A 21,260-nucleotide genomic window follows, 5' to 3' on the forward strand; every position below is an offset into this window, starting at 1 on the left:
GCATGGCGGGGGCAACGCTGCTCCTGCCTAGACCGGGGCCCGGCCGCCGCCGCTTTCATTGTCGATGTCATTGTCGGTGTCATTGCCGGCGCCAGGGATTGAAGGCCGTCAGCCAGGCGCGCACGCGGTTGGCGTCCGCCACGCGCGACAAGGTCCCTTGCGAGTCCAGGAAGATCATGACCGTGGCCCGGCCCTTGACGGCCGCGTGCAGCACCATGCAGCGGCCGGCTTCCGAGATATACCCCGTCTTCTGCAGGCGGATCTTCCAGCTCGGGCTCGCCGTCAGCCGGTTGGAGTTGCGGTAGACGGTCTGCTGGCGGCCCTGCCTGATCGTGAAGCGGCGGTCGGTCGAATAACGCCGGATGAGCGGCTGCTTTTCGGCGGCGACCACCAGCTTCGCCAGGTCTTCCGGGGTCGAGACGTTGGCGCTCGACAGGCCGGTCGGCTCCACATAACGGGTGTTGCGCATGCCCAGCGCCTTCGCTTTCGCGTTCATCTTCGCGACGAACGCCCGCCTGCCGCCGGGATAATGGCGCCCGAGCGCGGACGCCGCCCGGTTCTCCGAGCTCATCAGGGCAAGGTGCAGCATGGTCGAGCGCGGCAGCTTGGTGCCCACCTGCAGGCGCGAGGAGGAATACTTGAGGCGGTCGATGTCCGCGCTGCCGACGGTCAGCATTTCCTTCATGTCCTGCCGCGCCTCCAGCACGACCAGCGCCGTCATCAGCTTGGTGAGCGAGGCGATCGGCATCACCGCGTCCGCATTTTTCTGGTACAGCACCTTGCTCGTCTTCGGGTCGAGGATCAGGACTGCGCTCGAGCGCAGCGCGGCCGGATGCGCGGCAAGGGCGCGATGGCGCTGCTCCGCGTTCGACAGCCGCGCCTTTTTCGCGGCTTTCGCCTTGGCTGTCGCCGCCGCGCCCTCCCCCTTGGCCTGGACGGAAGACAAGGGCCCCAACAGGGAGGCCAGGAACAGAAGAGCAGGAACAAGTATTTTCATCGTCGTCGAAGCGGCAAAGCCCGCCCTGTCCCGGCATGGACGGCGGCGCATAGGAACCCGGCCATCGTACTCAGCAAGAATTAGCAAACACTTAGCGATGGGCAACATCAACAACACCGCCGCCATGCGGCCTGCCGTGCCGCGCGCTAAGTGTTTGCTAAGTGTTTCCTCCTAACATGACGCGCTCGCGCCGTTCCCGCCCAGGCGTGGCGCACGCGCACGCATACGCGACGGCCCAGGCGCTGCCCGCTGGTAAGCTTGGGCCGCGGCGCATCGATGGCGAAATACATGAGGAAGCAAGCAATGACAGGAGCGACGAGGGGCCCGGCCGGCGCGATGGATGGCCGGCGGCCGGCGCGGAGAGCCGCGCGATGAGGGTGTTACTGGTCGAGGACGATCCGATGATCGGCAGCGTGGTCCAGCATGCGCTGCGCGACGCCAGCTACGCGGCCGACTGGGTGCGCGACGGCGAAGCCGCGCTGACGGCGCTGCAGGCCCTGGAATACGGACTGGTCCTGCTCGACCTGAACCTGCCGCGCCTGGACGGCATGGCCGTGCTGGCTGCGATCCGCAAGGCGCGCAACGACGTGCCGGTGCTGGTGCTCACGGCGCGCGAAGCCACCGAGGACCGCGTGGCCGGGCTCGACGGCGGCGCGGACGATTACCTGGTCAAGCCGTTCGCGATGAGCGAACTGCTGGCGCGCATGCGCGCGCTGACGCGGCGCAAGGAGGGCACGGCCAGCCCGGTGCTCGGCAACGGCATCGTCGAACTCGACCCGGCGACCCACGAGGCGCGCGCCGGCGCCGTCACGGTGCGCCTGACCGCACGCGAGTTTCCGCTGCTGCAGGCGCTGCTGGTGCGCCCGGGCGCCATCCTGTCGCGCGCGGAGCTGGAGCACCGCGTCTACGGCTGGGACGAGGAAGTCGAGAGCAATGCGATCGAATTCCTGATCCATTCGCTGCGCAAAAAACTGGGCAGCGACATCATCAAGAACGTGCGGGGAGTCGGATGGATGGTCGCGAAGGGCCAATAGCGGCATCGCTGCGTTTCAGGCTGTCGCTGTGGATTTCGACGGCGATCCTGGTGGGGGCGGCGATTGCCGGCCTGTACTCGTACGTCGACGCCACCGACGATGCCCATCACGACCAGGACACGCAACTGCGCCAGGTCGGCTACCTGATCAGCAGGCTCGATGCCGTCCCGACCGCGCCGCTGGCGCGCGAGAAGGTCGGCGACGTCGACTTCGATGCGCGCCTGGTGGTGCGCTTCATCGACGCGCCCGGCGCCCCCTTGCCGCAACCGGAGCGGCCACCCCACTTTCCGCCTTCCCTGCCCGACGGCCTGCAGACGGTCGCCAGCGGCAGCGAGACCTGGCGCGTCTTCATCCGCACCAATGCCAAGGGCGTGCGCGTCGCGGTGGCCCAGCAGACCGACGTGCGCGACGCGGCGGCGCGCGCGGATGCCTGGCGCACGGTGACGCCGATCCTGTTCCTGGGGCCGGTGCTGGTGCTGATGGTGACGCTGCTGGTGCGCGCGATGTTCCAGCCGCTGCAGAAGCTTGCGCTGCAGCTGCGCGAGCGCAGGGAGCAAGACCTCGGGGAACTGGACCGCACCGCGCTGCCCTCGGAAGTCTGGCCTTTCGTCGCCGAGATCAACAAGCTGATCGGCCGCACGGTGCGCGCGCTGGCGCGGCAACGGCGCTTCATCGCCGACGCGGCCCACGAACTGCGCTCGCCGATGACCGCCATGTCGCTGCAGGCGGAGCGGCTGGCGGCGAGCGACATGCAGCTCGAGGCGCGCGAGCGGCTGGGCGCGCTGTCGGCGGGCCTGGCGCGCACCCGGATCCTGCTCGACCAGCTGCTGACGCTGGCGCGCACCCAGGAGTCCGGCGGCGACGGACTGACCCAAGTGCCGCTCAAGAAAACGATCCAGGACTGCCTCGAAGACCTGGTGCCGCTGGCCGAGGCCAAGGCGATCGACCTGGGCGTGGTGGGCGATGCCGATCCGGTGGTCGCCGGCCGCCCGGTGGACATCGCCATCCTGGTGAAAAACCTGGTCGACAACGCCATCCGCTATACGCCCCCCGGCGGCCGCATCGACATCAGCGTGGCCGACGACGGCGGCAGCGTGGTGCTCGACATCGACGACACCGGCCCCGGCATCCCGGAGGAAGAGCGCGAACGCGTCTTCGACCCGTTCTACCGCGTGCTCGGCAACGGCGAGATCGGCTCGGGCCTCGGGCTCGCCATCACGTCCTCGATCGCGCACCAGGTCGGCGCGAGCATTGCGCTGCTGGACAAGCCCGACGGCACGCAAGGCCTGCGGGCGCGGGTGAGGTTTCCGGCCAGCGGCGCCTGAGGCCAGCGGGGCCGGCGCGCGCTCACCCAAACAAGCCATGCAGGAACCACCTCGGCTCCGCATCCTCCCCCGCCCCCACGATGCGCTCCCGGTACACCCAGTACAGCGCATGGTCCTGCCCCTCGGCGATGAAATAATCGCGCGTCTGGGTCTGGCTCCACCACCCGGCCTCGATGCGCTCCGGCGTCGAGGCCATCTTCAAAGGTGATCCATAGAACGGCCGGTGGTTGCGCATCAGCAGCGCGAGCGGCTTGGCCAGTATCCAGGTCGGGCGCGGCAGGCTTTCCACGTCGGGCGGCATCTGCGATGAGCGCTCCTTCTCGCGCACTTTCTGCTGCACCGGGACCCAGCTGTTCGCCACCTCGGGCCGGTAGTCGGCCTGCGGCAGCGCCTGCAGCACGTTCTCGGGGCCGAGGCGCGCGACCAGCAGTTCCAGCATGCGCAGGCGGTCCTCCTCGCTGCCGCCGGGCTCGGGGAACAATGACTCGCTCGGCGGCGCCATGGCCTGCACCTGGCTGGCGTCGAGCGCCAACGCAATGACCGGGGCGTCGAGCACCAGCTTGGCCAGGCGCTCGCGCAAGAGGCGCACCAGGTGCTCGTCGCGCCAGGTGGGCTCGGCCAGCGCGATCTCGACCGGCGTCGGCGCACGCGCCACCCTGCCCCGTTCGTGTTCGAGCAGGAGCGTGATGCGCTCCACGGCGAGCTGGTGGGCGCACAGCCAGCCGGTCAATTGCTGCACCAGGCGTTCGGCCCCAAGCAGGCACTCCTCGGCGTTCTCGATCCGGTCGAACAGTTCGATCTTCGCGTGGAAACTCGTCGGCGCCTCGACCCATTCGAACAGCTCGGGCGCCATGCCGTAGGCGGCGTCGAGCATGTCGAGCAGCGCGCGTCCGCAGCGCCGCTGCAGGCCGGGGCGCGGCAGGCGCCGCATGGCGCCGAGGTCGAAGCAGCCGATGCCTTCGAACCAGGCGGTGTAGGGGCGCGCCGGCGGCGGCAGGCTGCTCGGCAAGGCGTCGAGCCGGCGCGTGAGCGAAGCGATGGTCATGACCCGTCCCGCGCGCCGGCGCGCCAGCATCCATGCGCCGCGCGCGGTGGGGGCGCAACTGAGCACGCCCGAAAAGCCGAGGGCGCGCAGGCTGGCGCGCACGCGCCGGCACAGCGCGCGCACGCCGCCGAACAGGCGCAGGCTGGCGCCGATGTCGATGAGCAAAGTCGATTCCTCGGCAACCGTGACCAGCGGCGTGTACTGCAAGAGCGCCAGCGCCGCCGCGTGCAGGGCCTCGGCCTCGCGCTCCGGCGCGCGCACGTGCAGGCGCGCCTCGGGCATCAGCATCAATACCCCGCCGCGGCGCATGCCGTGGCTTACCCCGGCGGCGCGCGCAGCCGGCGACGCCGCCAGCACGCGCTCCTGCTCGAGCACGACGCTGCCGGCGTCACCCGACCAGTTCGGGCTGAAGACCTCGAGCGGTAACTGGGGCAGGTGCAGGCCGATCCACAAACGCATGTCGTTGGAGCAAAGAAGGAGTAAGTGGAAGGAACAGGGGCGCGTCGCGCTGCGGCCCCCGGCGCTTGACGAAGCCGACGTCGAGCCCGCCGGCGGCGGGCCGCAGCGACAGGCGCAGCGGCGCTGGCGAGGAATCCTGGGCGGCGGCGAGCGGGCGCATCATGAAAAACAGGGTCTCGCCGCTTTGCGCGGCCAGGTGCAGCCGGCGCAGGCTGTCGCCGCGTACGTGGTTGGCCCAGAACAGCAACGCGCCGCAACTGCCGCTGCGCAATACCTGCTCGGCCGCCCACAGGGCGTCGCTGGTGCGGCTGGCGCGCAGCCAGATCAGCTGCGAGGGCGGCACGCCGAGCGCGGCCAGCGCCAGCGCCTGCGGCGGATGGGGCGGCTGCAGCAGCACGATGCGGCGCGCCGCGACTTCCGCCAGTGCCGGGCGCAGCAGGCGCATTTCGCCGATGCCGCTCTGTTGCAGCAGCAGGTCGACCAGGGTGCCGACCGGCCAGCCGCCGCCTGGCAGCTGCTTCGACAGCACGGCGTGGCCGGTGTCGACGCAGCGGGTGCCGGCGCGCGCCAACTGCGAGGCGCGCCATAGGGATGGATGCAATTCTTCCGGTGATGAAATTTCTTGTAAGGAAGACATAATAGGGACAAATGCAAAAGTACTGGATGGATATACAGTACTCGCTCGTTCACCATTTGGCAAGATGTGTATATTCTGTCCATGCAGGATTTCACCTTGTGCCGATGCGCGTCCAGGCCTACGCCTTCCCTATGGTTCGTTTCCTGTCATCCGATCCGCATCAAAAGATGAAATAATGGCGTTTCACTGATTATTCACATGACAATGTCCGTAGACCTCTTTTACTCGCAGCACACCGTGGCAACCTGGGGCCAGCCATGACGACGATCCAGCTGGTCGGCGCCATCCTCTTCGCCTGCGCACTCGTCCATACCTTCGCCGCCAAGGGTTTCGAGATCCTGGCCGACCGCCATCCGCGCCACGCCGGCCTGTTCCACCTGCTGGGCGAAGTCGAGGTCGTGTTCGGCTTCTGGGCCTTCGTCCTGATCGCGGCGATGGCCTTCCTTTCCGGGCCCGACGCGGCCATCGACTATGCCGAGTCGCGCCACTACACCGAGCCGCTGTTCGTCTTCACCGTCATGGTGATCGCCGCCTCGCGGCCCGTGCTCGACGCCGTGCGCGCGCTGCTGCGCACCACGGCGCGCCTGGCGCCGCTGCGCACCGAGGTCATGCTGGCCTGGCTCGGCCTGGCCCTGGTGCCGCTGGCCGGCTCCCTGATCACGGAACCGGCGGCGATGACGCTGGCGGCGCTGATGCTCGCGCCCCAGGTGTTCCGTCCCGGCGTGCCGGAAGCGCTGAAGTACGGCGCGCTGGGCGTGTTGTTCGTGAATGTATCGATCGGCGGCACCCTGACCTCCTACGCCGCGCCGCCGGTGCTGATGGTGGCCGGCACCTGGGGCTGGGACAGCGCCTACATGTTCACCCACTTCGGCTGGCGCGCCGCGGTGGCCGTGTTCATCAACGCCACCGTCATCACCCTGCTGCTGCGCAAGCACCTGGCCCCGGCCCCCGCCCCGGCCGAGGGCGAGCAGGTCGTGCCGCTCAAGGTCTCGTTGATCCACCTGGGCTTCCTGGCCGCGGTGGTGCTGCTGGCCCATCATCCGGTGCTGTTCCTTGGCCTGTTCATGCTGTTCCTGGGTTTCACCAGGGCCTACGAACGGCACCAGGATCCGCTGATCCTGAAGGAAGGACTGCTGGTCGGCTTCTTCCTGGCCGGCCTGGTGGTACTCGGCGGCATGCAGCAATGGTGGCTGCAGCCCATCGTCTCGAGCCTGGGACCGACCGCGCTGTTCTTCGGCGCGCTGGGCCTGACCGCGATCACCGACAATGCCGCCCTCACCTACCTTGGTTCGCTGATCGCGGGCCTGTCCGAACACTCTCAGTACATGCTGGTGGCGGGCGCAGTGGCCGGCGGCGGCCTGACCGTCATCGCGAACGCCCCGAACCCGGCCGGCGCCGCGCTGCTGCGCAATGGCTTCAACGACGAATCGATCAACGCGCTCGGCCTGCTGGCCGGCGCGCTGGGGCCGACCGCCGTCGCGGCGCTGCTTTTCCTCATCTGAAGGAGCACACATGGACGACACCGTATTGATCGGCAAGACCGGCACCATCGAACGCTGCTGCCGGCGCGCCCGCGAGGAGTACGAGAAGGACCCGACCACGTTCGTCGGCGACATCACGCGCCAGGACGCGGCCACGCTCAACGTGATCCGCGCCTGGGAGGCGGCGGTGGAAATGGGCGACTACGTGATCGCCGAAGCCGGCCTGGGCGAACCGGAGGATGAGCGCGAAGTCATCGCCATCCTCGCCGACCGCGGCTGGATCGACGCCGCGCTGGCCGAAGACCTGAAGCGCACCGGCGAATTCTGCCGCGCCGAATGGGATCACCAGACCGCGCCGCTGCCGGCCCTGGTGACCATCATCAAGCGCGGGCTGGACGATTTCGGGGCCTACAGCCAGGCGCTGGTGAGCAGGGCCGGCAGCGGCGGCGCTGCCGGGCAGTAACAAGCTTTCGCCCAGCCCCGCCGGCCGGGCTTCTATGGCCGCGCCCGTGCGCCACTCGTAGTTGCATTGCGCCTTGAACTGCTATTATTCGCGTTTTCCGGACCTGGGCTCCCGGCGCTGTCCGACAGCGCGCCCGTCCCTCACCCTACAGAACACCAAGAATGAATACACCGAACCAATTGCCCGGCTTCTGGAGCCGGCTGTCCCTCGCCTTCGGCAGCTTCTTCAAGACCGTCGGCGACGCCGAATTTGCCGCGCGCGTGCGCGATGACCAGGTCGGCCCCGTGGCCGCGCCGCCCGCACCCGCACCCGCACCCGCACCCGCACCCGCCCCGATGCCCACCCCGGCGCCCGCCGCTCCGGCGCCGGCCCCGACCGTGCTGCGCGAAACGACGCCGGAAGCCGCCCTGCAGCTGCTGACCCTGCTGCAGCGCGAAGCGCGCCTGATCGACTTCGCCAACGAGAACCTGGCCGCCTACGCCGACGCCGACATCGGCGCCGCCGCCCGCGTCGTGCACGAAGGCTGTGCCCGCGTGCTGAAGGAACACTTCACGATCCAGCCCGTCCGCGCCGAAGCGGAAGGTTCGCGCGTCACGCTGGAAGAAGGCTTCGATGCCGCCAGCGTGCGCCTGACCGGCAACGTGGTCGGCAAGGCGCCGTTCAAGGGCACGCTGTCGCACCGCGGCTGGCGCGCCACCGACGTACGCCTGCCGCAACTGGCGAAAGAGCACGACGCCAGCATCATCGCTCCGGCGGAGGTGGAACTGTGAGCGCCCGTTACGCCATCGGCATCGACCTGGGCACGACCCACAGCGCCCTGTCCTGGGTCGACCTGGAACAGAGCGACGGCGAGAAGACCGCGCACGGCGTGCTGCCGGTGCCGCAGTTGACCGCGCCCGGCACCGTCGACGCGCTGCCGCTGCTGCCGTCCTTCCTCTACCTGCCGCACCCGGACGAACTGGCGCCGGGCGAGCTGGCCCTGCCGTGGAGTAATGAAGACCCCGGCAATGGCGGTGTCGCGAGCGACAACGCCATTGCCGGCGAGATGGCGCGCAGCCGCGGCGCCACCACACCGATCCGCCTGGTGTCCTCGGCCAAGAGCTGGCTCTCGCATCCTAGCGTGGACCGCCGCGCCGCCATCCTGCCGAGCGACGCGCCGGAAGAAGTCACGCGCGTCTCGCCACTGGAGGCGTCGACCCGCTACCTGCAGCACCTGCGCCGCGCCTGGGACCAGGCGCATCCGGAAGCGCCGTTCGACCAGCAGCAGGTCACCGTCACCATTCCGGCCTCGTTCGACCCGGGCGCGCGCGAACTGACCGCCGAAGCCGCACGTAACGCCGGCTATACCTCCGCCACGCTGCTGGAAGAGCCGCAGGCCGCGCTGTACAGCTGGATCCAGGGCAGCAACGGCGCCTGGCGCAAGCAGGTGAAAGCCGGCGACATCGTGCTGGTCGTCGACGTCGGCGGCGGCACCAGCGACTTTTCGCTGATCGCCATCCTCGAACGCGAGGGCAAGCTGGAACCGCACCGCGTGGCCGTGGGCGACCACATCCTGCTCGGCGGCGACAACATGGACCTGGCGCTGGCCCACCTGGTCGCGCGCAAGCTGGCCGCGAACGGCACCCAACTGGATGCCTGGCAGATGCGCGCCCTCACCTACGGCTGCCGCGGCGCCAAGGAACACCTGCTGGCCGACGCGAATGCCACCACTTGGCCGATCGTGGTGCCGAGCCGCGGCTCGAAGCTCATCGGCGGCTCGATCCGCACCGAACTGACGCGCGAGGAAGTCACGGCCTTCATCACCGACGGCTTCTTCCCGCGCGTGGAAGCGAGCGCGCGCCCGGCCGTCCGCACCCGCGCCGGCCTGACCCAGCTGGGCCTGCCGTATGCGCAGGACGCAGCGATCACCAAGCACCTGGCGGCCTTCCTGGCGCGCCAGGCCGGTGCCACCGCCGAGCTGGAAGGCTTCGCCGGCAATGTCAACGCCGACCATAGCTTCCTGCATCCGAGCGCGGTGCTGTTCAACGGCGGCGTGTTCAAGTCCGGCATCCTGGCCCAACGCGTGATGGACACCATCAACGACTGGCTCTACATGGAAGGCGCGGAACCGGCGCGCATGCTGGAAGGCGCCGACCTCGACCTGGCCGTCGCCCGCGGCGCGGCCTACTACAGCTACGCGCGGCGCGGCGGCGGCGTGCGCATCCGCGGCGGCACGGCCCGTTCCTACTACGTCGGCGTGGAATCCTCGATGCCGGCGATCCCCGGCATGGAGCCGCCGATCCAGGCCCTGTGCGTGGCGCCCTTCGGCATGGAAGAAGGCAGCGAACTGGAACTGCCGGGCCAGGAATTCGGCCTGGTGGTGGGCGAGCCTGTCCATTTCCGCTTCTTCGGCTCGACCACGCGCCGCCAGGACCAGATCGGCGAGGTGCTCGACTTCTGGGGTCCGGACGAGCTGCAGGAGCTGAACGAGATCCAGGCCACGCTGCCGGCCGATGGCCGTACTCCGGGCGACGTGGTGCAGGTGAAGCTGCACGCGCTGGCGACCGAAGCGGGCACGCTGGAGCTGGCGGCGCTGTCGCCTGACGGCCAGCGCTGGAAGGTCGAGTTCGACGTCCGCACCGCACCCGAGGCCCAGTGACGCCATACCTGGTCAGCATCGACCTCGGCACCACCAACACGGTGCTGGCCTACGCCGCACCGGGCGCCCAAGAGGTGCAACTGTTCACCATCGAGCAGTTGGTGGCGCCCGGCGAAGTGGCCGGGCAGCCGCTGCTGCCCTCGAACCGCTACCACCCGGCCGAGGGCGAACTGGCGCCGGGAGAATTGCAGCTGCCCTGGCTGCTGCCCGACGTGGCGGGCGTGGCTCAGGTGGCCGTCGGCCGCCTGGCGCGTAATCTCGGCGCCGCGACGCCGGGCCGGCTGGTGGCCAGCGCCAAGAGCTGGCTCTCGCATCCCGGCGTGGACCGCATGGCGCCGATCCTGCCCTGGGGCGCCGAAGCAGATGTGCCGAAGGTGTCGCCGGTGGCGGCCAGCGCCAGCTACCTGGCCCACCTGCGCGCCAACTGGAACATCCGCTTCCCCACCCATCCGCTGGAGCGGCAGGAGCTGGTGCTCACCGTGCCGGCTTCCTTCGACGAAGGCGCGCGCGCCCTCACGCTGGAAGCGGCGAAGCTGGCCGGCCTGCCGCAACTGCGCCTGCTGGAGGAACCGCAGGCCGCCCTCTACGACTGGCTGTACCGCCACCGCGCCGGCCTGGCGCAGGACCTGGCCGGCACGCGCCTGGTGCTGGTGGCCGACGTCGGCGGCGGCACCACCGACTTCAGCCTGGTCAAGGTCGAACTCGTCGACGGCGAACCGGCGCTGACCCGCATCGGCGTCGGCAACCACCTGATCCTCGGCGGCGACAACATGGACCTGGCCCTGGCCCACCTGGTCGAGGCGCGCATGAACGGGGCGGCCGGCGAGGCGGCTGGCAATGCAGCCCCGCGCGAACGCCTGTCGGCGGCGCGCCTGGCGCAATTGACCGAGCGCTGCCGCGCTGCCAAGGAACAGCTGCTGGCGCCCGATGCGCCGGAGGCGATCACCGTCACCCTGCTCGGCGCCGGCTCGCGCCTGATCGGCGGCAGCCGCAAGGCGGACTTGCGGCGCGAAGACATCGAGCGCGTCGTGCTGGACGGCTTCTTCCCGCTCAACGAGGCGCAGGAAGAAGCGAAGCGCGCCCGTGCCGGCATCGTCGAATTCGGCCTGCCCTACGCCAGCGACCCGGCCGTCACGCGCCACCTGGCGAGCTTCCTGCGCCAGCACGCGCAAGCGGCGCGCGAAGCGCTCGGCCTGCCTGACGACGACACCTCCCTGCCGGTACCCGACGCCCTGCTGCTCAACGGCGGCGTGTTCCGCGGCGCCGCGCTGGCCGAGCGCCTGGCCGCCGTGCTGGGACGCTGGCGCGGCCAGCCCCTGCGCGTCCTGCACAACGACGACCCCGACGTCGCCGTGGCGCGCGGCGGCGTCGCCTATTCGCTGGCGCGCCAGGGGCAGGCGCCCGCCATCGAAAGCGGCGCGGCGCGCAGCTACTACCTGCTGCTCGAAGGCGAGCGCGGGACGAATGCTGCCTTGCGCGCCGTCTGCCTACTGCCGCGCGGTACGCCGGCCGCTACCGAAGTGCAGCTGGCCGATCGCAGCTTCGCGCTGCGCCTGGGGCGCCCGGTGCGCTTCCACCTGGTCTCGACGATTGCCGACGCCGGCCAGGCGCCGCAGCCGGGCGCGCTGGTCGACCTGGCGCCGGGCGACGTCGTGCGCCTGCCGCCGATCGCCACCGTGCTGCGCGCGGCGCCCGGTGCGGCGGCGCGCAGCGACGTCCCGGTGCGGCTGGTGACGACGCTGAGCGAAGTCGGTTCCCTGGAGGTGCATTGCGTGGCCGACGATGGCCAGCGCTGGCAGCTTGCCTTCGAATTGCGCGAAGCCGAGGGCGCCGAGGCAAGCGAGGCCCCGGAAGCGGAAGCGATGCCGCCCAACCTCGATGCCGCCATCGAGAAGATCGACCGCATCTTCGGCACCCGCTCGAAGCAGGTCGATCCGAAGGAGGTGCGCCAGCTGCGCGCCAGCCTCGAACACCTGCTGGGCCGGCGCGAAAGCTGGACCACGCCGCTGCTGCGGCGCCTGTTCGACGCCCTGATGGAGCGCGCCAAGGGCCGGCGCAGGTCGGCGGAACACGAACGCGCCTGGCTGAACCTGGCCGGCTACAGCCTGCGTCCCGGCTTCGGCCATCCGCTCGACGGCTGGCGCATCGAGCAGCTGTGGGCGATGTTCGAGAACGGCGTCCAGTACCACAAGGACGGCCAGGTGCGCGCCGAATGGTGGACGCTGTGGCGCCGCGTCGCCGGCGGCCTCGACACCGAAGCCCAGCTGCGCCTGCTCGACGACTTCGCCTTCAACCTGCAAGCCGACGCCTCCGAGCGCGGCAAGCGCCCGATCACCCTGGTCGACGGCAGCGAGGACGACATGCTGCGCCTGGGCGCCTCGCTGGAGCGCATCCCGTCGGCCTACAAGGCCGAGATCGGCAACTGGATGATGGAGAGAATCATGGCCATCCCAAGCGCGGGCGCGAAGCTCGATGCGAAGACGGCGGCGACCTATACGCGCTATCTATGGGCCCTGGGCCGCGTCGGCGCGCGCCAGTCCTTCCACGGCAGCGCGCACGAAGTCGCGCCCGCCGAGGTGGCCGAGGAATGGCTGGGCCAGCTCTTGCTGCTGGACTGGAAGAAGGTCGAACCGGCCGGCTTCGCCGCCGCCCACATCGCGCGCATGACGGGCGACCGCTCGCGTGACATCGCGGAGCCGGTGCGCGAGCAGGTGCTGCGCCGCCTGGCGTCCACCGGCGCGCCGTCCACCTGGACAGCGATGGTGCGCGAGGTGGTGGAGCTGGACCAGGCGAGCGAGACGCGGATGCTGGGCGAGGCGCTGCCGCCGGGGCTGAAGCTGCTGCGCTGAGCTTGCCCTTGAGCGGACGTCGCCTGGACCCGTAGGGTGGGCGGCTTTGCCGCCCACGCGTTCAAGCAGCTTCCGCTCAGCTCTCAGGTTTTCAAGCGTCCGTTGAACGCGTGGGCAGAGGATCTGCCCACCCTACCGGTCTTACTCGACCGTCACCGGCAGATCCCGCCCCTCGGTCGCCACCAGGCCCGCGTAATCGGCCGCATGGATGCGCAGGATGTAGTCGCCCGGCGCCAGATTAGCCACTTTCCAGCTCCCCGGCAGCGCCTGCCCGTCCTGCAGCGTATTGCTGACCGCATAGGCGAAGCGCGTCACCTTGCTGCCGTAGACCGTGATGCCGCTGCTGTCGGCGTACACCAGCTTCACCGCTTCGCGCTCGCGCGGCAGGCGGTCGTAGACCTGGGTGATCAAGGGCGCCTCGAAACCCGCCACCGGCCGGCCGTCGGCGTGCAGCACCTGGTAGCCCAGTTTGTAGAGGCCGAGGCGGCGGCGCGCCAGGTTGCCGTCCATCTGGTCGTAGGCGTCGACCACGATGTTGACCTCTCCTTCGGCGCGCGCGACGCGCAGCGGCTGGCGCTTGCGTGCGGGGCGGATGCGCTTGCCCGCGTCGTCGTACAGGGCGATGCCCTGGATGGTCGGGGGAATGGTGTCGCGCAGGCCGACGAAAGGCAGCGTCAGGGGATTCACCACGGCGCCACCGGGGTAGTAATCCATGTGCACGTGGGCCATCGGGTTGATGGTGCCGAGCGCCTCGCCCACGGCGAAGCGGGTGCCGCGCCTTACCCGCACGCGTTCCGGTTTGCCGTTCGGGCCGGCCAGCAGCTGGAAGCGCTCGTCGAGCGCCTTGCCGTTGGCCTCGCGCCCCACCCGCATGTGGATGTACGAGAATGGCCCGAGGCTCATGCCTTCGCCGAGCGAGCCGAAGCCCCAGTTCGGATACGGGTCGCTGATCTTCGAGGGCAGCACCGCCAGCACGCGCGAGCCGATGTCGGCGCGGATGTCCAGGCCGGCGTGGAAGTGGTGGCGGCTTTCGCCGTCGTAGCTGCCGCGCACCTCGCCCATCACGCCCACCACTTCGTGCACTTCCTGCTGCGGGCCGACCGGCCAGGGCATGGGTTCGCTGCGCGTGAACGCGGCAGCCCGTATCGGTGCCGCAGGCTCGCCCTGTTTCGGTTCGGCCAGGGAGAACACGCGCAGCGCCTGGCCGTCGGCCACGACCAGCCTGCCGTCGCGGCGCACCGCGATGCCGCGCGGCGCGTACAGGCGCACCGTGCCGTCGCTGCCGTAGCTGGCCTCGGGCGGGCGGTCGATGTCCGTCAGTGCGTGCGCCGTGCCGTCGGGCGCGATCTGGACGATGCGCCCGCCCGCGCCGCTGCTCACGTACAGGTAGCCGTCGCCGGTCAGCGCCAGCCCGCCCGGGCGGCGCAGCACCGGCTGCGGATCGTTCTCGAGCGGCCTGGCGATGGTCGCGACCATGCCGTCCGTGTCGATGCGGCGCACCGCGTCGTTGCCGGTGTCGGCGACGTAGAGCACGCCCTTCTTGTCGACCGCGATGGCGGTCGGGGTGTCGAAGCCGGCCACCGCGGCCATGCCGTCGCCTGCGCCCGGCAGGCCGTTGCCGGCCACGGTGGTGACGGTCCCGTCCGGGGCGATGCGGCGGATGCGGTCGTTGTAGGTGTCGGCGACAAAGACGTTGCCTTCCTTGTCGACCGCCAGGCCCACCGGGCCGTTGAAGCGCGCGGCGCGCCCGATGCCGTCCTGGTAGCCGGGCTGGCCGTCGCCGGCGAGCGTGCTCACGCTGCCGTCCGGGGCAATTCTGCGGATCGCGTGGTTGCCGGTGTCGGCCACGTAGAGGTTGCCCTTGCGGTCCAGCGCCAGCGCCGACGGGGTGTGGAAGGCGGCGGCCGCGCCCAGGCCGTCGGCGAAGCCCTCGCGCCCGCCGGCGAAGGTCGAGACCACGCCGTCAGGAGCGATGCGGCGGATGCGGTTGCTGTCGCCGCCGTCGGCGATGTAGACGTTGCCTTGCAGGTCGAGCGCCACGCCGAAGGGGTCGCTGAAGCGGCTGCCGGCGGCGGCGCCGTCGACGACGCCGTTGCCGCCGTCGCCGGCCAGCGGCGTCACGCGCGCGGTCCAGGACGGTTTGGTCGGTGCCTCGGCAGCCAGCCAGAGTGCGCGCCGCGGGGCGCCTTCCTGGCCGCCGCCGAAGTACAGGGCCGCGCCGCCGGCCAGGATGCCGGCGCCAACCAGCGCCGCGATGATCGTTATTCGTTTCACTGTCACTACCTGGATTTGCTCAGCCCGGGAGTCTAACCGATCGGCCGGGTTCGCATCGGCGCGGCGCTTCAACCGTATGCCGCCCGCCGGCGGAAACGCCAGCCGCGCGGATGCGACGGCACCGGGCCCCGTCCTGGACGCCGCTGCGGGGGTCGGGCGGGCAGACCCAGGCAAACCTGGGGAAATCCGGGGAGGATGCGCCGCTGGGCCAGCCGGCCGGACTGGCGCTGGCCTTCGCGACGCCGGCGGCGGACCCGTCGCACGCCACGACCGGTCGGGCCTACGGCGTGGTGGGAGGAGTGGGAGATTCCTGGGCGGAAGCAGGTCAGGCCGCGCGGGGCCAAGGGTCCTGGCGCGGCGTCTTCACGCTGGCGGCGCTGCGATCAGCGCCGGCGCAGCAGGCGTGCGAACAGCGACGGGATCGAACGGGTCGGGATCAGTTTGCCCAGTGGGCCAGCGTAGTTGCAACGGGATGTGACAGTCATTTAATGGCCTCCGAAACATTGCTTAACAGAATAACCATACGGCTGAGTTCTTTCTGTGCGCCAGCTCGCATAGCGCGACCATAGAGTCCCATACACGCATGACACCGCCGTGACAAGCGCGCGCGCTGTGGCGCGATTGAGTCATATCATGGGTTCTGCAAGCCCGACTCCTATGCTTTCGGAGGAAGCTTGCAGGGGAATGTCAACACACATACAGGGAGAACGAGATGGGCTACGCAGATCGTGACAAGTATGGGATGTACAAAGACACCGGCAGCGCCGGTCCCGGACCGGCACTGATGGGGGCCGACACCCTGATCGGCGACAACGTCGTCAACGGCGCCGAGGAAGATCTCGGCGATATCAAGGAAATCATGCTCGACATGAACACCGGCCAGGTGGCCTACGCCGTGCTGGCGTTCGGCGGCTTCCTCGGCATGGGCGAAAAACTGTTCGCCGTGCCCTGGCAGGCCCTGCACCTGGACACCGTCAACAAGCGCTTCGTGCTGAACGTCGAGAAGGAGCGCCTGAAAACCGCGCCCGGCTTCAACAAGGATTCCTGGCCCGACATGAGCGACATGAACTGGGCCAACCAGATCCACAGCTTCTACGGCACCGATCCCGCGCGCGGCGGCGCCCCGACCATGGGCCCGGGCGTGGTGATGAGCGGTACGGTCGGCGGCCTGGGCGGATCGGCCGCCAGCATGGGCGCCGGCGGCGGCCTGGGCGCGGGCCATGCCGGCAGCAGCGCGACGACTGGCGGCGCGGGCTCCGCGCTGGGCTCCGGCGCCGGGGGCGGCAGCGTCGATCCGCGTCCGGGCAACCTGGGCGACGACAAGGACCTGAGCAAGATCAGGGGCAGCAATATCGGCTGACAATGGCCGGACGATTCGCCACCGGTTGCGGTGGCGAATCTCTTCTCAGGTCGGCGGCCATCACTGTGGGATGGGCGCGGCCAGCGTAGGCACGCTGTGCCCACGCGAAATATGACCTATGTTGGCTACTGACGTTGACGCAGCCGCATCACACTCATCAGCATCCAAAAGCGTCACGTTAGCGCCGACAATATACGCATCCGCTTCGGAGCAACGCATCCACGCCACGGACGTTGGAAGAGTGCGTAACGCGTGGGCACAGGGCGCCCACCCTACGGAACTTAGCCGACCGAGACGTGCGTAACGCGTGGGCACAGAGTGCCCACCCTACGGAACTTAGCCGACCGAGACGTGCGTAACGCGTGGGCACAGGGTGCCCACCCTACGGAACTGCGCATCATCGCCTTCAAATCGCACGATCCTTAGCGGATCATCGACTCCCACACCTTCTGCAGCCGCTTGGCCGACACCGGCATCGGCGTACGCAGCTCCTGCGCGAACAGCGACACCCGCAATTCCTCCAGCATCCAGCGGAACTCCGTCATGCGCGGGTCGTTGTTCTTGCCCGGCTGTTTCGAAATACGCTGGTACTGGCTGGCGGCGTTCTGCCATTCCGCCATCAATTGCGCGTCGCGCGACGGGTTGCCGCGCAGCTTTTCCAGGCGTACGTTCATCGCCTTCAGGTAGCGCGGGAAGTGGGCCAGCTGGCTGTACTCGTTGTCGGCGACGAAGCGCTTGTGCACCAGGCCCTGCAATTGCGCCTGCATGTCGGCCGCCACCGCCTGCGGCAAGCCGTTCAGCCGCTTCGGCATGCCGTGGAATTCGGCCAGGATGGAACCGACCAGGCGCGCGATCTCGTTGATGAGCAAGCCGATGCGGCCCTTGCCCTCGTCCTTGCGCTTGTTGAACGAGGCGGCGTCATGCGGCAGCGGGTCCTGCAGGCAGGCGATGTCGATCGCCTTCTGGATGATCTGGTCGCGCAGCTCTTCCTGCGAGCCGACCGCCATGAACTGCATACCCATTTGCTGCAGGCCGGGGATGTTCTTCTCGGCGAACTTCAATTGATCCTTCAACTGCAGCGCGAACAGGCGGCGCAGGCCGATGCGGTGGGTGCGCGCCGCCACGTTCGGGTCGTCGAAGACCTCGATGTCGCAATGCGTGCCCTTGTCGACCAGGGCCGGGAAGCCGATCAGGGTCAGCTTGCCCTGCTTGATCTCGAGCAGCTCCGGCAGCTCGCCGAAGCTCCAGCTGGTCAAACCGGTATGCTGGCTCACCGCCGGCGCTGCGACAGGCGCAGCCGCAGGCGCCTGACCGCTCTTCTTGCCCTGCGCCGCAGGCGCGGCCGCGGCGGGCGTCGTCGGCGTGGACGGCGTCTTGCCCTTGCCCCAGGCAGCCGGCGTGGCGACCGTGGGCCGCATGCCACCCATCGCCGCCGGTGCGGTTTCCGCCATCTTCTGGAAGCTCTCGCGCGCCTGGGCGCCCAGCTCGGCCTGCAAGGCTGCCAGGTTGCGGCCCATGTCGAGCTGGCGGCCATGCTCGTCGATCACCTTGAAGTTCATGAACAGGTGGGCCGGCAGGGTCTCGAGCTTGAAGTCGCCCGTCAGCACGTTGACGCCGGTCTCGGCGCGTACGTCCGCGATCAGGACGTCGATCAGGTCGCCGCGGCCGAACACGCCCGCCGCGTTGATGCGGTCGACGAAGCGCGCCGCGTAGTCGGGCAGCGGCACGCAGTGGCGGCGCAGCTTCTGCGGCAGGGATTTCAGCAGCAGGTGCACTTTTTCCTTGAGCATGCCTGGCACCAGCCAGGCCGCGCGCTCGAGCGGGATCTGGTTCAGCGCGAACAGCGGCACCGCCAGCGTGACGCCGTCGCGCAGGCTGCCCGGCTCGAAGTGGTACGACAGGCCCATCTCGATGCCGGTGACGTTCATCGTCTTCGGGAACAGCTCGGTGGTGACGCCGGCCGCCTCGTGCCGCATCAACTCCTCGCGGTTCAGGTAGAGCAGCTTCGGGTTGTCGCGCGCCGCGTCCTTGTACCACTTCTCGAAGCCGGCGCCGTTCACCACGTCCTTCGGGATCCCGGCGTCGTAGAAGGCCGCGATCAGCTGGTCGTCGACCAGCACGTCCTGGCGGCGCGACTTGTGCTCGAGGTTCTCGATCTCCCGCACCAGCTTGTGGTTGTGCGCGTAGAACGGCAGGCGGGTCTCGTAGTCGCCCGCCACCAGCGCGTCGCGGATGAAGATCTCGCGCGCCTCGTACGGGTTGTGCAGCGCGTAGTTGATGCGCCGGCCGCTGTAGACCACGATGCCGTACAGGGTCGCGCGTTCCAGCGCCGACACCTGCGCCGGCTTTTTCTCCCAGCGCGGCTCGCCCCAGGACTTCTTCAGCAGGTGCCCGCCGATCTTCTCGATCCACTCGGGCTGGATCTGGGCCACGGTGCGCGCGTACAGGCGCGTGGTCTCGACCAGTTCGGCCGCCATGATCCAGCGCCCCGCCTTCTTCGTCAGCGAGGAACCGGGCCAGATGTGGAACTTGATGCCGCGCGCGCCGAGATACCCCGCGCCGGGTTCGTCCTCGCCCTTGAAGCCGATGTTCCCCAACAGGCCGGTCAAGAGCGCCATGTGCAGCTGCTCGTAGGTCGCGGCCGCCCCGTTCAGGCGCCAGCCCTGCTCGCGCACGATGGTCAGGAGTTGCGAATGCACGTCGCGCCACTCGCGCAGGCGCAGCTGCGACAGGAAGTTGGCGCGGCAGTTTTCCTGCAGCAGGCGGTTCGATTTCTTGTGTGCGATCGCGTCTTCGAACCAGGCCCAAATCTTCAGGTAGCTGTTGAATTCGGACTTCTCGTCGGCGAACTTCTTGTGCTTCTCGTCGGCCTGCTGCTGGTATTCCATCGGCCGGTCGCGCGGGTCCTGCACCGACAGGGCCGAGGCGATGATCAGCATCTCGGTCAGGCAGTCGTTGTCCACGGCCGCCAGGATCATGCGGCCCACGCGCGGGTCGAGCGGCAGGCGCGCCAGCTTGCGGCCCAGCGGCGTGAGCTCGTTGGTCTCGTCGACCGCGCCCACTTCCTGCAGCAATTGATAGCCGTCGGCGATCGCGCGGCCCTGCGGCGGCTCGATGAAGGGGAAGGTCTCGACGTCCGTCAGGTGCAGCGACTTCATGCGCAGGATGACGGCGGCGAGGGACGAGCGCAGGATTTCGGGGTCGGTGAACTTCGGGCGCTGGTTGAAATCCTCTTCCTCGTACAGGCGGATGCAGACGCCGTCGGCCACGCGGCCGCAACGGCCGGCGCGCTGGTTCGCCGCCGACTGCGCGATCGGTTCCACCTGCAGCTGCTCGACCTTGTTGCGGAAGCTGTAGCGTTTCACGCGCGCGAGGCCCGCGTCGACCACGTAGCGGATGCCCGGCACGGTCAGCGAGGTCTCGGCCACGTTCGTCGCCAGCACGATGCGGCGCGCGTTCGTGGTACGGAACACGCGGTCCTGTTCTTCCACCGAGAGACGCGCGAACAGCGGCAGGATCTCGACGTGCGGCGGATGGTGCTTCCTCAGCGCCTCGGCGCAGTCGCGGATCTCGCGCTCGCCCGGCAGGAACACCAGCACGTCGCCCGGACCGATGCGGCACAGTTCGTCCACGCCGTCGACCACGGCGTCGATCAGGTCGCGCTTCTCGCGCGCCTGTTGTGCTGGTTTTTTCCCACCTTGGGCGGGCTTGTTGTCCACGCCCCCGCCGGCCAGCACTGGATCGCGCTCGACCGGGCGGTAACGCACCTCGACCTTGTACAGGCGGCCCGAGACCTCGATCACCGGCACCGCCGGCTTGCCTTCCTGCGCGAAGTGGCGCGCGAAGCGCTCGGCGTCGATCGTCGCCGAGGTGATGATCACCTTCAGGTCAGGACGGCGCGGCAGCAGCTGCTTCAGGTAGCCGAGCAGGAAGTCGATGTTCAGGCTGCGCTCGTGCGCCTCGTCGATGATGATGGTGTCGTAGGCCATCAAGAGCGGATCGGTCTGGGTTTCGGCCAGCAGGATACCGTCGGTCATCAGCTTGACCGAGGCCCCGGCCTGCAGGGTGTCGTTGAAACGCACCTTGTAGCCGACGTGTTCGCCGAGCGGCGAACCGAGTTCCTGGGCGATGCGCTTCGCGGTCGAGGATGCGGCGATGCGGCGCGGCTGGGTGTGGCCGATCAGGCCCTTCTCGCCGCGGCCCAGCTCCAGGCAGATCTTCGGCAGCTGGGTGGTTTTACCGGAACCGGTCTCGCCAGAGACGATGACGACCTGGTGCGCCATCAGCGCCTTGGCGATCTCGGCGCGGCGGCCGGATACCGGCAGGTCCTCGGGATAGGTGATCGGCGGCAGCGGATTGCGCACGCGCGGCGCCTGCGCACCTTCGCGCGGCGCGCGTTCGCGGCGTTCGCGGCGTTCTCCTTGCCCGCGCTGGCCGTCCTGCGCCGGCTTGTCCTGTGCCCGGGGTTCGCCCTGCTGCGGACGCTGGCCGCGCTGCGCGTTCGCGCCCTGGTCGGCTTGCGGCCTGGGCGCGCGCTGCGCGCCACGCTGGCCCGCTTGTTGGCCAGCCTGCTGTCCCTGCGCCCCGCCCTCGCCCGGATGACGGCGCTCGCCTTTGGTCTGCAAACGCCCTTCCGGCGCCTGCGTCATGGGCGCGCGCAATTCGCCCGCGCCACGCTCGCGGCGCGGGGTCGATTCA

At 69.4% G+C, this 21,260-nt stretch carries 13 protein-coding genes; 8 read left to right on the top strand and 5 right to left on the bottom strand.

What is annotated here, in order from left to right; genetic code table 11:
* Positions 1-79: 79 nt before the first annotated feature.
* Positions 80-997 carry a D-alanyl-D-alanine endopeptidase gene (gene pbpG / locus RT688_RS17860; protein ID WP_313706198.1) on the bottom strand — a complete coding sequence of 306 codons (918 nt, stop codon included), beginning with the start codon at positions 995-997 and terminating at the stop codon, positions 80-82.
* Positions 998-1,368: 371 nt separating this feature from the next.
* Here pbpG and RT688_RS17865 point away from each other — a divergent pair, with 371 nt between their 5' ends.
* Complete coding sequence (locus RT688_RS17865; protein ID WP_313706199.1) at positions 1,369-2,031, top strand: response regulator transcription factor; 663 nt, start codon at positions 1,369-1,371, stop codon at positions 2,029-2,031.
* The gene (locus RT688_RS17870; protein ID WP_313706201.1) at positions 2,007-3,356 is read left to right on the top strand and encodes an ATP-binding protein; all 1,350 of its coding nucleotides are present in this window, start codon (positions 2,007-2,009) and stop codon (positions 3,354-3,356) included. Before RT688_RS17865 ends, RT688_RS17870 begins: the two co-directional genes overlap by 25 nt.
* 22 nt (positions 3,357-3,378) lie before the next feature.
* Here the strand turns inward: RT688_RS17870 and RT688_RS17875 are convergent, their stop codons facing one another.
* Both RT688_RS17875 and imuA read right to left on the bottom strand, forming a co-directional pair.
* Complete coding sequence (locus RT688_RS17875) at positions 3,379-4,860, bottom strand: DNA polymerase Y family protein (RefSeq protein WP_313706202.1); 1,482 nt, start codon at positions 4,858-4,860, stop codon at positions 3,379-3,381.
* Positions 4,790-5,497 carry a translesion DNA synthesis-associated protein ImuA gene (gene imuA, locus RT688_RS17880; RefSeq protein WP_313706203.1) on the bottom strand — a complete coding sequence of 236 codons (708 nt, stop codon included), beginning with the start codon at positions 5,495-5,497 and terminating at the stop codon, positions 4,790-4,792. Before imuA ends, RT688_RS17875 begins: the two co-directional genes overlap by 71 nt.
* Before the next feature lie 257 nt (positions 5,498-5,754).
* Here imuA and RT688_RS17885 point away from each other — a divergent pair, with 257 nt between their 5' ends.
* The 5 genes from RT688_RS17885 to RT688_RS17905 all read left to right on the top strand — a co-directional run bounded on the left by RT688_RS17885 (position 5,755) and on the right by RT688_RS17905 (position 12,928).
* Positions 5,755-6,999 (top strand): putative Na+/H+ antiporter, encoded by a 1,245-nt coding sequence (locus tag RT688_RS17885; RefSeq protein ID WP_313706204.1) that lies wholly within the window; start codon positions 5,755-5,757, stop codon positions 6,997-6,999.
* A gap of 10 nt (positions 7,000-7,009) precedes the next feature.
* On the top strand, positions 7,010-7,441 hold the full coding sequence (gene hepT / locus RT688_RS17890) for a type VII toxin-antitoxin system HepT family RNase toxin (protein WP_313706205.1): 432 nt from the start codon (positions 7,010-7,012) through the stop codon (positions 7,439-7,441).
* A gap of 161 nt (positions 7,442-7,602) precedes the next feature.
* The gene (locus RT688_RS17895; RefSeq protein ID WP_313706206.1) at positions 7,603-8,211 is read left to right on the top strand and encodes a DUF2760 domain-containing protein; all 609 of its coding nucleotides are present in this window, start codon (positions 7,603-7,605) and stop codon (positions 8,209-8,211) included.
* Positions 8,208-10,079, top strand: coding sequence for an Hsp70 family protein (locus tag RT688_RS17900; RefSeq protein WP_313706207.1), 1,872 nt, complete (start codon positions 8,208-8,210; stop codon positions 10,077-10,079). Before RT688_RS17895 ends, RT688_RS17900 begins: the two co-directional genes overlap by 4 nt.
* On the top strand, positions 10,076-12,928 hold the full coding sequence (locus RT688_RS17905; protein WP_313706208.1) for an Hsp70 family protein: 2,853 nt from the start codon (positions 10,076-10,078) through the stop codon (positions 12,926-12,928). The genes RT688_RS17900 and RT688_RS17905 overlap by 4 nt, the downstream gene beginning before the upstream one ends.
* A 141-nt stretch (positions 12,929-13,069) precedes the next feature.
* On the opposite strand, the gene RT688_RS17910 is transcribed toward RT688_RS17905, so the two are convergent.
* Positions 13,070-15,202 carry an NHL repeat-containing protein gene (locus RT688_RS17910; RefSeq protein WP_313706209.1) on the bottom strand — a complete coding sequence of 711 codons (2,133 nt, stop codon included), beginning with the start codon at positions 15,200-15,202 and terminating at the stop codon, positions 13,070-13,072.
* A 742-nt stretch (positions 15,203-15,944) separates the two neighbouring features.
* On the opposite strand from RT688_RS17910, the gene RT688_RS17915 reads away from it, so the two are divergent.
* Positions 15,945-16,562, top strand: a complete 618-nt coding sequence (locus tag RT688_RS17915) for a PRC-barrel domain-containing protein (RefSeq protein WP_313706210.1) — start codon at positions 15,945-15,947, stop codon at positions 16,560-16,562.
* A 422-nt stretch (positions 16,563-16,984) separates the two neighbouring features.
* Here the strand turns inward: RT688_RS17915 and hrpA are convergent, their stop codons facing one another.
* The gene (gene hrpA, locus RT688_RS17920; RefSeq protein ID WP_409521940.1) at positions 16,985-21,211 is read right to left on the bottom strand and encodes an ATP-dependent RNA helicase HrpA; all 4,227 of its coding nucleotides are present in this window, start codon (positions 21,209-21,211) and stop codon (positions 16,985-16,987) included.
* Between the last annotated feature and the right edge of the window lie 49 nt (positions 21,212-21,260).

Origin of the sequence: Massilia sp. (genome assembly GCF_032106685.1) — a bacterium.
GTDB lineage: Bacteria > Pseudomonadota > Gammaproteobacteria > Burkholderiales > Burkholderiaceae_D > Telluria.

Excerpts from the sequence above, each read along its gene's own strand:
- pbpG (WP_313706198.1), bottom strand. The coding sequence starts at position 997 with ATGAAAATACTTGTTCCTGCTCTTCTGTTCCTGGCCTCCCTGTTGGGG.
- RT688_RS17865 (WP_313706199.1), top strand. The coding sequence starts at position 1,369 with ATGAGGGTGTTACTGGTCGAGGACGATCCGATGATCGGCAGCGTGGTC.
- RT688_RS17870 (WP_313706201.1), top strand. The coding sequence starts at position 2,007 with ATGGATGGTCGCGAAGGGCCAATAGCGGCATCGCTGCGTTTCAGGCTG.
- RT688_RS17875 (WP_313706202.1), bottom strand. The coding sequence starts at position 4,860 with ATGCGTTTGTGGATCGGCCTGCACCTGCCCCAGTTACCGCTCGAGGTC.
- imuA (WP_313706203.1), bottom strand. The coding sequence starts at position 5,497 with ATGTCTTCCTTACAAGAAATTTCATCACCGGAAGAATTGCATCCATCC.
- RT688_RS17885 (WP_313706204.1), top strand. The coding sequence starts at position 5,755 with ATGACGACGATCCAGCTGGTCGGCGCCATCCTCTTCGCCTGCGCACTC.
- hepT (WP_313706205.1), top strand. The coding sequence starts at position 7,010 with ATGGACGACACCGTATTGATCGGCAAGACCGGCACCATCGAACGCTGC.
- RT688_RS17895 (WP_313706206.1), top strand. The coding sequence starts at position 7,603 with ATGAATACACCGAACCAATTGCCCGGCTTCTGGAGCCGGCTGTCCCTC.
- RT688_RS17915 (WP_313706210.1), top strand. The coding sequence starts at position 15,945 with ATGTACAAAGACACCGGCAGCGCCGGTCCCGGACCGGCACTGATGGGG.
- hrpA (WP_409521940.1), bottom strand. The coding sequence starts at position 21,211 with ATGACGCAGGCGCCGGAAGGGCGTTTGCAGACCAAAGGCGAGCGCCGT.